General features: G+C 46.5%; 12 protein-coding genes and 1 tRNA gene. 11 read left to right on the top strand and 2 right to left on the bottom strand.

Annotation, left to right across the window (positions count from 1 at the left end; genetic code table 11):
- Positions 1-165: 165 nt before the first annotated feature.
- Both CK1_RS12695 and CK1_RS12700 read right to left on the bottom strand, forming a co-directional pair.
- Entirely contained in the window at positions 166-879 is a 714-nt protein-coding gene (locus CK1_RS12695) for a response regulator transcription factor (RefSeq protein ID WP_015526611.1), read from the bottom strand.
- Entirely contained in the window at positions 880-2,070 is a 1,191-nt protein-coding gene (locus CK1_RS12700; protein WP_288161968.1) for a sensor histidine kinase, read from the bottom strand.
- 277 nt (positions 2,071-2,347) lie between these two features.
- Here CK1_RS12700 and CK1_RS12705 point away from each other — a divergent pair, with 277 nt between their 5' ends.
- The 11 genes from CK1_RS12705 to CK1_RS12755 all read left to right on the top strand — a co-directional run bounded on the left by CK1_RS12705 (position 2,348) and on the right by CK1_RS12755 (position 11,799).
- Positions 2,348-3,613, top strand: a complete 1,266-nt coding sequence (locus tag CK1_RS12705; protein WP_353611170.1) for an O-acetylhomoserine aminocarboxypropyltransferase/cysteine synthase family protein — start codon at positions 2,348-2,350, stop codon at positions 3,611-3,613.
- Positions 3,614-3,653: 40 nt separating this feature from the next.
- A complete protein-coding gene (locus CK1_RS12710) occupies positions 3,654-4,517 on the top strand; it encodes a ferredoxin-like domain-containing protein (RefSeq protein ID WP_015526612.1) in 864 nt (287 codons plus the stop codon).
- A complete protein-coding gene (locus CK1_RS12715) occupies positions 4,510-4,755 on the top strand; it encodes a sulfurtransferase TusA family protein (protein WP_015526613.1) in 246 nt (81 codons plus the stop codon). The genes CK1_RS12710 and CK1_RS12715 overlap by 8 nt, the downstream gene beginning before the upstream one ends.
- Before the next feature lie 89 nt (positions 4,756-4,844).
- Positions 4,845-4,976 carry a sulfur carrier protein ThiS gene (gene thiS, locus CK1_RS18400; RefSeq protein ID WP_353611252.1) on the top strand — a complete coding sequence of 44 codons (132 nt, stop codon included), beginning with the start codon at positions 4,845-4,847 and terminating at the stop codon, positions 4,974-4,976.
- Positions 4,976-5,782: a thiazole biosynthesis adenylyltransferase ThiF gene (thiF, locus tag CK1_RS12725; protein WP_015526615.1), complete on the top strand. Its 807-nt coding sequence runs from the start codon at positions 4,976-4,978 to the stop codon at positions 5,780-5,782. The genes thiS and thiF overlap by 1 nt, the downstream gene beginning before the upstream one ends.
- A 72-nt stretch (positions 5,783-5,854) precedes the next feature.
- Positions 5,855-6,262 (top strand): M67 family metallopeptidase, encoded by a 408-nt coding sequence (locus CK1_RS12730; RefSeq protein WP_306289104.1) that lies wholly within the window; start codon positions 5,855-5,857, stop codon positions 6,260-6,262.
- A 5-nt stretch (positions 6,263-6,267) separates the two neighbouring features.
- Positions 6,268-7,974, top strand: coding sequence for an adenylyl-sulfate reductase subunit alpha (locus CK1_RS12735; protein WP_015526616.1), 1,707 nt, complete (start codon positions 6,268-6,270; stop codon positions 7,972-7,974).
- Complete coding sequence (locus tag CK1_RS12740; RefSeq protein WP_015526617.1) at positions 7,958-8,269, top strand: 4Fe-4S dicluster domain-containing protein; 312 nt, start codon at positions 7,958-7,960, stop codon at positions 8,267-8,269. The genes CK1_RS12735 and CK1_RS12740 overlap by 17 nt, the downstream gene beginning before the upstream one ends.
- A gap of 44 nt (positions 8,270-8,313) precedes the next feature.
- A complete protein-coding gene (gene cysD / locus CK1_RS12745) occupies positions 8,314-9,228 on the top strand; it encodes a sulfate adenylyltransferase subunit CysD (protein ID WP_330383055.1) in 915 nt (304 codons plus the stop codon).
- A 1-nt stretch (position 9,229) separates the two neighbouring features.
- Positions 9,230-10,915: a sulfate adenylyltransferase subunit 1 gene (locus CK1_RS12750; RefSeq protein ID WP_015526619.1), complete on the top strand. Its 1,686-nt coding sequence runs from the start codon at positions 9,230-9,232 to the stop codon at positions 10,913-10,915.
- Positions 10,916-11,711: 796 nt separating this feature from the next.
- Positions 11,712-11,799: transfer RNA gene (locus tag CK1_RS12755), tRNA-Ser, on the top strand.
- Positions 11,800-12,251 lie beyond the last annotated feature (452 nt).

Below are 12,251 nucleotides of genomic sequence, written 5' to 3' on the forward strand. Positions count from 1 at the left end.
GCGTACTATTCTTTGATCATAAATTTTTACAAATAAAAAAGATCTGTTTGTTAAGTATATTGTAACAGACAGATCCCGATATCCGGAAATGTGAAGAAAAAGAGACATTTACGGAAAGCTGCGTACAGGTCTGGAAATATGTTATCCGATCGTGAAAAGGCCGGCTTACCGGCAGGTAAAAAGATATCCCTTCCCATAAACCGAGACAATGTCATACTCATCGGTATCTTCGGCACCGATCTTGGTCCGGAGGTTAAAGATATGCCGCCGTACCGTGCTGGTATCTGTTCCTGCACAGCTGCCCCATACCGCTTCGTAGAGCTCCTTTGCAGAAAAAATCTTCTCCTGGTTTTCTGCAAGGAGACGCAGCAGAGAGAATTCGGTCCGGGTAAGGCCTGTGTCGGCATTGTTGAGATATGCATGGCCGTCCGAAAGATCCAGCCGCAGGCTGCCGATGGTGATCTGACGGGAGGACTGAAATTTTTCTTTTATTTTTTCTTCCATTCGTTTCTGGCGTTCCAGAAGCATTTGGATCACGGCCAGAAATTCATCGAAATTATAAGGTTTGGTGAGATAATAGTCGCCTCCTTGCTGAAGTCCTTCTACCCGATCCCGGATATCACTTTTTCCGGTGAGAAAAAGAACCGGATTCATGGTTTTTTCGCGGAAGCGGCGGCAGATATCCAGACCGTTTCCGTCCGGAAGCATAATGTCCAGGATAAGAAGATCCGGCAGCTGTTCTTCAAGCTGATGACAGGCTTCGGCGGCTGTCTGTGCAGTGCGGACATCGTAGCCACGGCGCCGCAGCATCCGGCAGTTGGTATTCAGCACCTGTTCTTCATCCTCGACCATAAGGATAAGTGATTTCATTTCATTCATTTATGATTCCTCCTCCGGAAGTGAGAAGAACACCTGAGTTCCCTCGCCTTCTTTACTTTTCAGCCATATTTTGCCGCCATGGGCAGTGATGATCTGATGACAGACATAGAGGCCTATGCCGTGCCGCCAGTAATCCTTATCAGCGGAAACATAACCCTTGAGTGCGTTTTTTCGCATTTCTTCTGACATGCCGGTTCCGGTGTCGGAGACGCAGATGGTCTGCCAGCCCGGTTCGCCGGTAAGAGAAATGGTGATGGTTCCGTTTTGGGTGTGACGCTCTGCATTGGAGATCAGATTGGTGACAACCTGGATCAGCCGTTCCGGATCAGCAGAGATTTCCGGGAGTCCGGATTGTGTCGTAAGGACCAGCTGATTGTTCTTTGAGCTTGGATGACTGCAGTAGTCTTTTTTTACAGAATACAAAAGACCGGACAGATCTGATGGGACAAGGGAAAGGGCAAGCCGTCCCTGCTCAATGGAAACCGTATCCATCAGATCCAGCACGATCCGGTCGATCCGCATTACCGACTGTTCAATGGTGCGGAGATTTTCCTGCATAAGAGAGAAATCCAGAGGCTCTTCCTCAAGGAGCTCGGAGGTGTCCCGCGCGTGGAGGGAAATGGAACTCAGAGGATTTTTAATCTCATGGGCAACGGTGGTCAGGAAGGTGGACTTGGCATTATCAAGGGAGCGCAGTCGCAGATTCTGTTCCTCCAGAAGGAGCTGCTGCTGGTTATATTCCTTCAGATGAAAATAGAGAACACTGCCGCAGACAATACTTACAGAGACAAACGCCAGAAGGATATCTGCCAGCCGGTCTGCTTCCGTGGCAAAAGGAGTTACAGTGTCCGGGAAATGGTATGCAACCAGACACAGTCCCATATAAAGGAGGATCTCCAGCAGGGAAACGATCAGAGCGCGTCTTTTTTCCAGCATCAGCACGGTAAAAATAATAGCAAACACAAAGAATGCCGGCATGCCGCCACGATAACCGCCGCTGGTAAAAAACATCACCGGAAAAACGATCAGAAAGATCACGACAATGGTGATCAGGTAGCAGCGCTGATATTTTCCACTGTAATAGGAATAAAGAAAAAGCCCTCCGGAGATTGCAACCAGCGCAAAATTGATCAGTACATTTCCCCAGGAACCGGTCCCGAGACTGAGAAAGGCCATGATCAGGCTGATCACAGTACCTCCCAAGGCGAGGATGTTGAACAGCCGGACGCGGAAATCAAGGGTGGGACTGAATAAAGAGTGAAAAATATTCCGGAGCTTCGGGTTTATATTGATAAGGATCACCTCCTGTTCTTTATGTAGGTTTGTATGCCTGCGGGCATCTTTCTTTTGGTGCTGTAATTATCGTAACTGTTATAATTGTATCATGCTGTCGTATAGTTGTGTACACAAAAAAATACATTTAATCCCGTTTTCCTATTGACATACTATGAATAGTAGGTTAATATAAGTGTCAACAAAAGAAAGGGAAGAGGCTATGAACGAATACGGCTTTAATACAGGGCTGCTCCACGGCACCAACGAGAAATATCCACAGGGAGCCACACAGGTTCCAATCTATCAGAGCAGCGCATTCCGACATGACAGCGCGGAAGACCTGGAGAAAATTTTTGACAATAAAAAAATGGGCTTCTCCTATACAAGGATCAACAATCCTACGGTAGAGTCCTTTGAGAGGAGAGTGACCATGCTGGAGGATGGGATCGGCAGTGTGGCCTGTGCTTCCGGAATGGCAGCGCTGACCAATGCGTTTCTGAACATTCTTCAGGCGGGAGACGAGATTGTGGCAGCCTGCGGACTGTACGGCGGAACCGTGGAACTGTTCGATGATCTGAAGCCTTTCGGGATTTCCGTAAAATATGTGAAAGAGAATAAGCCGGAAGCTTTTGAGGCAGAGATCACAGAGAAGACGCGACTTGTTTTTGCGGAGACCATTGGCAACCCCAAGCTGGATGTTACCGATATCCAGGCAGTTGCGGAAGTGGCACATAAGCATAACGTACCGCTGATCGTAGACAACACGGTGGCAACCCCGTATCTGATCCAGCCACTGAAGCTTGGAGCTGACATTGTGGTTCATTCCTCTTCCAAATATATCAATGGAAGCAGCGATGCCATCAGCGGTATTCTTGTCTGTGGTAAGGGTCTGAAATGGGACCCTGACCGATATCCGGGACTTGCTCCATACCGGAAATTCGGACCATTTGCATACATCGCCAAGCTTAGAAACGGACTTTTCCGGAACACTGGCGCGTGTCTTGCTCCGCAGAATGCTTTCCTTAATAACCTGGGACTGGAAACCTTGGGACTTCGAATGCAGAGACAGTGTGACAATGCACTGGAGCTTGCGAGATTTTTACAGGGCCTGGGTGGTGACATTGAAGTAAATTATCCGGGACTGGAAGAAAGCCCTTATCACGAAATTGCGGAAAAGCAGTTCAGTAATGGCTACGGAGCTATCGTAACTGTAAGAACCGGAAGCAAGGAGAAGGCTTTTTCCATTATTAATTCATTGAAGATCCCGCTGATCATCTCCAATATCGGAGATACGAAGACCCTGGTGATCCATCCGGAATCCACCATCGCGGCACACATCTCCGACGAAGAGAAGCTGCAGTCCGGAGTATTCGAGGATCTGATCCGTATCAGTGTGGGAATTGAAGATATTGAAGATTTAAAAGAAGATTTCAAACAAGCGATAGAAAATAACCGATAAAATCTAAGAGCTGCACCAGCAGAGAAATGGAGAGTTCGTTATGGCAAAAGTAGATTACGCTACATTAAAAAAAGGTGGTTTCATGAGACAGAAGCAGAAAAATAATTTTTCTCTTCGTCTTGCCTGTGTAGGCGGTACACTTACCGCAGAAAACCTTAAGAAGATCGCAGAAGTAGCTGAGAAATACGGTGACGGATATGTACATCTTACTTCTAGACAGGGAGTTGAGATCCCGTTCATTAAATTAGATGATATTGATGATGTAAAGGATGATCTTGCAAAAGGCGGATGCAAGCCTGGTGTCTGCGGACCGAGAGTCCGTACAGTTACAGCCTGCCAGGGCAACGCTGTCTGTCCAAGCGGAAATATCAACAGCTATGACATTGCAGTGAAATTAAATGAAAGATATTTCGGAAGAGAGCTTCCTCATAAATTCAAATTCGGTGTTACCGGATGCCAGAACAACTGTCTGAAGGCAGAGGAGAATGATGTAGGGATCAAGGGAGCAGCTGAGGTCAGCTGGAAAGAGGATGCATGTATCCACTGTGGTGTCTGCGAAAAGGCCTGCAGAGAAAACGCTATCTCCTTTGAGGATGACAAGCTGGTGATCGATACAGAGAAATGTAACTACTGCGGCAGATGTGCAAAATCCTGTCCGGTGGATGCATGGGATGTAAACGAAGCATATATCGTTTCCTTTGGCGGAACGTTTGGAAATCACATCAGCAAGGGACAGGAATTCCTTCCGCTGATCACCTCTGAGGAGCAGCTTTTCAGAGTGACCGATGCAGCGATCCAGTTCTTTGATGACTATGCAAATCCGGGAGAGCGTTTTAAATTTACCATCGACCGGGTAGGCGCTGAAAAACTTCAGGAAGTTTTGAAAGGAGCATACAATGGCTGATATTAAGATTGATGATACCGTAGATATTACCGATGTGGTCTGCCCGGTAACCTTTGTAAAAGCAAAGGTAGCACTTGAGGAGCTGGATGACGGACAGATCCTGGCGATCAAAATGAACGATGGCGAGCCGGTACAGAATGTGCCGAGAAGCGTGAAGGAAGAAGGACATCAGATCCTGAAGCTCGAGGACAACGAAGACGGAACTTATACACTGATCGTAAGAAAAGTTGAAGAATAGGAGAACAGAGAAATGACAATCACAGTTGCAGGAAATAAAAAGAGTACGAAGACGGACTGAAGCTTACAGAGCTTATTGAGAAAGAGGATATTGAAAGTCCTGAGTATGTAACCGTAACTATCAACGATGAATTCATCAGCAAGGCAGACGTTCCGGAAACAGAGGTAAAGGACGGCGACGTTGTTGAGTTCCTGTACTACATGGGAGGAGGCGCAAGATAATGGCTTTTACAAATGAGCAGCTTGAGCGGTACTCCCGCCATATCATCCTGAAGGAGGTTGGAGTAAAAGGTCAGAAAAAGCTTCTGAATGCCAAGGTTCTGATCATCGGAGCCGGCGGACTTGGAGCACCGGCAGCTCTTTACCTTGCAGCAGCAGGTGTGGGAACCATCGGGATCGCGGATGCAGATGAGGTAGATCTTTCCAATCTTCAGCGACAGGTCATCCACACAACTGCAGATGTCGGCAAACTGAAGGTAGAGTCTGCGGCTGAGACCATGAAAGCAATCAACCCGGACGTTACTGTAAATACATATCATACCTTTGTAGATTCCAGCAACATCATGGATCTGATCAAAGATTACGATTTCATTCTTGACGGAACAGACAACTTTCCTGCAAAATTCCTGATCAACGATGCCTGTGTAATGGCTGAGAAACCGTTTTCACATGCAGGGATCATCCGTTTCCAGGGACAGCTGATGACCTACGTCCCGGGACAGGGACCATGCTACAGATGTGCATTCCAGAGCCCGCCACCAAAGGACGCCGTACCGACCTGTAAGCAGGCTGGCGTGATCGGAGCCATGGGCGGCGTGATCGGAAGCCTTCAGGCAATGGAAGCGATCAAGTATATCATCGGACAGGGTGATCTTCTTACAGGAAGACTTCTTACCTACGATGCGCTGAAGATGACATTCCGTACCGTGAAGCTTCCGAAGAATCATCATTGCCCGGTATGCGGCGATGATCCGACGATCACAGAACTGATCGATTATGAGCAGGCTGTGTGCGAGCTGAAACACTAAAGAATTGTCTGCGGGTGCAGACGTTATAAATTAAGTATAGAAACCCATTGGAGGCTGCGAAGAAATGCTGAAATTAAAAAAGAAGATTACGAGAAAATATTAGACCACTGCAGAAAAGGACTTCCCAATGAGTCCTGCGGCCTTCTGGGCGGGACCATTGAGGACGATGTAAAAACCATCGAGAAGGTGTATCTGCTGACAAATATCGATGAAAGCAACGAGCACTTTTCCATGGACCCGAAGGAACAGCTGAGCGCGATCAAAGATATCCGTCAGAACGGATATCAGATGATCGGAAACTTTCATTCTCATCCGGAGTCTCCGTCAAGGCCTTCCGAAGAAGATAAACGACTTGCATTTGACCTGAACATCGAATATCTGATCCTCTCCCTTATGGATGCAGAAAATCCGGTGTTGAAGGCTTTTGGCGTAGATAAAGAGAAAAATGTAACTGTACATGAGCTTCAGATAACAGAGTGATGAGTATGAAAAACAGATTAAACACAAAGGAAATTACAACAGATGTGCTGATCATAGGCGGAGGTACCGCAGGCTGCTATGCGGCGCTGGTTCTCTCAGAACAGAAAGCCGGCAGGGTACTGATCGCAGAAAAAGCAAATATCAGACGAAGCGGCTGTCTGGCAGCAGGTGTTAATGCAATCAATGCCTATATTGTAAAAGGCCGCAAGCCGCAGGATTATGTAGATTATGCAACAAAGGATGCCGCCGGGATCGTAAGGCAGGACCTTCTTCTTACAGCAGCGGAGAATTTCAACGAAGTTACTGCAAAGATGGAAAAGCTTGGGCTTGTGATCCTGAAGGATGAAAATGGTGATTATGTAGCCAGAGGAAACCGTAACATCAAGATCAACGGTGAAAATTTTAAACCACTTCTTGCTGATGCAGTTCATAAAGCTGAGAACGTAGACGTTCTGAATTATGTAAATATCACAGACCTTCTTGTAAAAGACGGACAGGTTTACGGAGCGGTTGGTTTCTCTATTATGGAAGAAACCGCATACATTATCCGGGCAAAGGCAGTTCTTGCTGCAACAGGCGGAGCGGCCGGACTTTATAAGCCGAACAATCCGGGATTTTCCAGACATAAGATGTGGTATCCGCCGTTTAACACAGGTGCCGGATACGCAATGGGAATCCTGGCAGGTGCGGAGATGACGTCCTTTGAGATGCGTTTTATCGCACTTCGCTGCAAGGATACCATTGCTCCTACGGGAACCATCGCACAGGGTGTCGGCGCAAAACAGATCAATGCAGCTGGCGAGATCTATGAGACAAAATACGGACTGACCACAAGCGAGAGAGTTTACGGAACAGTTCGGGAAAATCAGCTTGGCCACGGCCCGTGTTACCTGAAGACTACAGGGATCACGAAGGAACAGGATGAGGATCTTCTGAAGGCTTATCTCAACATGGCACCGAGCCAGACTCTGAAATGGATCGAAAGCGGAAAGAGCCCCAGCGAGCAGGATGTGGAGATCCAGGGAACAGAGCCGTATATCGTAGGCGGTCATACAGCCAGCGGCTACTGGGTAAACACAGGCCGTGAGACCACGGTAAAGGGGCTATATGCAGCTGGTGATGTTGCAGGTGGATGTCCGCAGAAATATGTAACAGGAGCTCTTGCAGAAGGAAAGCTTGCAGCATTGGATATGGTGAAACAGTTTAAGGCCGGAACTCTGAAGGAAGCAGATGTTCAGACTGAGACAGAGATCAAGGTTCAGGAAGAGGAGATTCTTTCCCAGTACGAAAAGTTCCGAAATGAAGACGCACCGGCATTTTCCGTGGAAGAGCTGGAAGAGGCTATGCAGAAAGTCATGGATGAATATGCGGGAGGAATTGCTTCTAATTATCAGTTTAATGAGAAGCAGCTTGCTCTTGCAGATGAAAAAATCCTTCAGCTTCAGGCTCTTGCCGAAAAAACAGCGGCAGCAGATATGCATGAGCTGATGTTTGCATACGAACTTCGGGAGCGTCTCATTGTGTGCCGTTCACTGATCGCTCATCTGAAAAACCGCAAAGAGACCAGATGGCATTCTTTTAACGAAAATCTGGATCATCCGGAAACAGATGAGAAATTTTATAAATATGTAAATTCGAAACTGGAAAACGGCGAGATCAGGATGATTTTTCGCGACATTGTAAAGGAGGACACATATGAGCATACGAATTGATCAGAAAAAATGTGTTGGCTGCAGAAAATGCAGTGAAGTATGTCCGGGAACCCTGATCGTCATGGAAGACAAAAAAGCCGTGATGAAATATCCGAAAAACTGCTGGGGCTGCGTTTCCTGTGTAAAGGAATGTAAAGCCGGTGCCATCGACTTTTTCCTTGGTGCGGATATCGGCGGGAACGGAAGTATCATGAATGTAAAAAGCGAAGGGGATATCCTTCATTGGATCATTACAAAAACGGACGGTTCTACATCCGTGATCGATGTGGATCGACGGAATTCGAATAAATATTAGACCAGAAGATAAGCGCTGCCGGTTCTGGCGGCCGGAACAGGAGGATGAGATCAGATATGAGTGGATTATCACATTTGGATGAGCTGGAAGCAGAGGCAATTTATATCATCCGTGAAGTTGCAGCAGAGTGCGAGAAGCCGGTAATGCTTTATTCTATAGGAAAAGACAGTTCTGTAATGCTTCATCTTGCAATGAAGGCTTTTTATCCGGAGAAACCGCCATTTCCGTTTCTTCACGTAAATACAACATGGAAATTTAAAGAGATGATAGAGTTTCGTGACAAAACCGCGAAGGATCTGGGAATCGAAATGCTTGAGTACATTAATCAGGATGGTGTGAAGCAGGGTATCAATCCTTTTGACAGCGGCTCCGCATACACAGATATCATGAAAACGCAAGCACTGAAGCAGGCTCTTAAGAAATATGGTTTCACAGCTGCTTTTGGCGGCGGTCGTCGTGACGAGGAGAAAAGCCGTGCAAAAGAGCGTATCTTCTCCTTCCGTAATGCAGAGCAGGCCTGGGATCCGAAGAACCAGCGTCCGGAGATGTGGAAGCTTTACAATACTGAGATCAACAAAGGTGAAAGCATCCGTGTTTTCCCAATCTCCAACTGGACTGAGACTGATATCTGGCAGTACATTAAGAGAGAAAATATCCCGATCGTTCCGCTGTATTTTGCAAAAGAGCGTCCGGTTGTATACAGAGACGGCAACATCATTATGGTGGATGACGACAGAATGCGCCTGAACCCGGGGGAGGAGCCGCAGATGAAAAAGGTCCGTTTCCGTACTCTCGGATGCTATCCTCTGACAGGTGGTATCGAGTCTGACGCGGAGACACTGGACGAGATCATTGACGAGACCTTAAGCTCTGTGGAATCTGAGAGAACCACACGTGTTATTGATTCCGACGGCGGAGCTGCCAGCATGGAAAAAAGAAAGAGAGAGGGGTACTTCTAGGATGAGCGGATTACTGAAATTTATCACTTGCGGAAGTGTAGATGATGGAAAATCTACACTGATCGGTCATATTCTTTATGATTCCAAGCTTTTATATGCGGACCAGGAAAAAGCCCTTCTTCTGGACAGCAAGGTAGGTTCCAGAGGTGGTGCCATTGATTATTCTCTTCTTCTGGATGGCCTGATGGCAGAACGTGAGCAGGGAATCACCATTGATGTTGCGTATCGTTATTTTACAACCGATAAAAGAAGCTTTATCGTTGCGGATACTCCCGGACATGAGGAGTATACAAGGAACATGGCGGTTGGAGCTTCCTTTGCTCAGCTTTCCATTATTCTTGTGGATGCGAAGCAGGGGGTTCTGGTGCAGACAAGGCGTCATGCACGTATCTGCGCTCTGATGGGTATCCATCATTTTGTATTTGCTGTTAATAAGATGGATCTTGTTGGTTACAGTGAGAGCCGTTTTAACGAGATCGTGAAGGATATCAATGAGCTTTCTGAGACTCTGGGTCTTCAGGATGTTGTGATCATTCCTGTCAGTGCTACAGAGGGTGATAACGTAACGAAGAAGTCTCCGAATATGCCGTGGTATACGGGCAAAGCTCTTCTGGATCATCTTGAGACTGTGGATGTTTCCGAGGCTGAGAATGTCAGCGAGTTTTATCTGCCTGTTCAGCGTGTTTCCCGTCCAAACCATGAATTTCGCGGTTTCCAGGGCCAGATCGAGAGTGGCCGGGTTCATGTAGGCGATATCATCACAACGCTCCCAAGCAACGAGACAGCGGCTGTTAAGACGATCCTGGTGGGCAGTGACAACCGTGAAGAGGCTGTTGCCGGTCAGGCTGTTACGATTCAGCTGGATAAAGAAGTGGATGTCAGCCGTGGATGTGTTCTTACCAATAATAATGAGATCCCTGTTGCAAAGAGCTTTGAGGCTACGCTTCTATGGATGGATGATTCCAGGCTTGAAGTGGGCAAGGAGTATCTTGTGAAGCTTGGTACCAAGAAGATCGCAGGTGTGGTTAAGAGTATTGAGTTTAAGACGGATGTAAATACCGGGGAGCATCTGCATGCGGATACGATTGAGAAGAATGAGATCGCTCTTTGCAAAATCGGTCTTTCTGATAAGGTTGTGCTGGATGAGTTTAAGAGGAATAAGACTCTTGGTGAGCTGATCCTGATCGACCGTGTGAGTCATATGACTTCTGCATGTGGTGTTGTGGAATCGGTTGATACTGAGGGGGAGAAGCCTTATTTCCAGAAGGATGATGTGAAGGTTGGCGGTTATGTTTTTGAGGAGTTTTATTTTAACCTTGAGAATGCGCTGCTTTCCAAGGCGGATAAAGAGGTTAAGACTTATCATGTAGGGGATGTGGTGCCTGTTGAGGGTGACAGCTTTGAGTATCCGGGCTATTTTGATATTGTGTCTCTGGAGGATAGCGCGGCTGTTCTGATCCGTGATAAGAGGGTGCAGGATATTATTCCGCTGGATGAGTATGTGTTTATGGGGCTTCCTGTTGTGGATGAGAGAGGTTTTGCCTTGGAGATCCGCAGTAATGATGATTATCAGATGTTTTTGAGGGAGTTTGAGGCTGCTGATAATAAGTCGGAGTTTCATAATAAGTGGTTTAAGTTTGAGACTTACAGGAGGATTGTCTGCACGGATAATTTCTGGATGATCTGATGTTGGGTTACTTATAGTTTCTATAGTTATGTGTGTAAGAGGCTGCATGTGCGGCCTCTTTTCTTTGGGTGTTGCGGGATTTCGTGGTTTGACGGACGCCGAGGAGCTGGCATATGGGCGGGACAGGCTTCGTCGGTGGAAACTACTAAGACTCTGAAAGGTGGCTAAAAGCGTTTTCCAAAAGTCCGAACTCGCTGCGCTCAGACAGCGAACTTTTGAAAAACAACGCCACCTTTCAGAGCCTAAGTAGTTGTCACACCTCCTGCAGAGCGCCCCGCCCATATGCCAGCTCCTCGGCTGTGCACACAGGCCGGTTGCGGAAAGTGAACAGTTCGAGATAGTATTCAATGATGCATGGCAGTAGAGTGTCATACAGAAATTGTTCAGGAGGAATGTTGTATCTAAGAATCAGCTCGGCACAACGTTCCGGAATAATATCGGCTCAGACAGTAATCAGCTTGGCATAAGATTCCATAATAAAAGTCAGTCGCATTATATATCGAAGATGTAGCGCTTGTTCCGTGCCCAAGAGGGTGGGGGGCAGGGAAGCCCTCGGACTTCGGAACTCTGAGATGGACTTTCCCTGCGCTGTCCACACGGACAGCGTGTCGTGCGTAGCCACCTGTCTAAGGGGATAATATGATTGGTCAATCGCGCTAAGATAAAATTAATGTAAAAAAATGAAAAAAGGTGTTGACAAAACTTATATCTTTCGGATATAATTAACCATGCGTTTCGGATGAAAACACAGAAGAAATGCACTCCAATTTAATAAGAAATTATAAGTTCGGAGTCTGGAGAAGTACTCAAGAGGCCGAAGAGGTGCCCCTGCTAAGGGTATAGGTCGCTAACGCGGCGCGAGGGTTCAAATCCCTCCTTCTCCGTCATTTTTTTGAAAAAAATAAATTTTTCAAAAAAATGAAAAAACTTGTTGACAAACGCTTGTGGATGTGATAAAGTAAACAAGCTGTCAGCGAGACAGAGATTCATCAAAAAAAGAGTTTGAAAAAAGTTGAAAAAAGTACTTGACAAACGATTTAAAATATTTCGTTTATCTCGTTTATTAAGAAAGACGCTGCCAATAACAGTCATACCTCTGACACCGGCTTTACTAAGTGCAGATTTCAGGCTGGAAAATTTTGCAAGGCTTGTGATGACTTCTATTCTGCATAAGCTCATCTTATAATATCATCCCTTTCTGAAAAAATACATTGATCATTAACTCAGATATTCACGTCTATCTCTGCAGCATATCCATCAATATAAATGCTTTGTAATTCATTCAGAAAAGGCATCAGCCCAGCTAAGCCGATGCCTTTCCGCATAAAAAATACTC

Source organism: Ruminococcus sp. SR1/5, from assembly GCF_000209835.1.
Taxonomy (GTDB): domain Bacteria; phylum Bacillota; class Clostridia; order Lachnospirales; family Lachnospiraceae; genus Blautia_A; species Blautia_A fusiformis.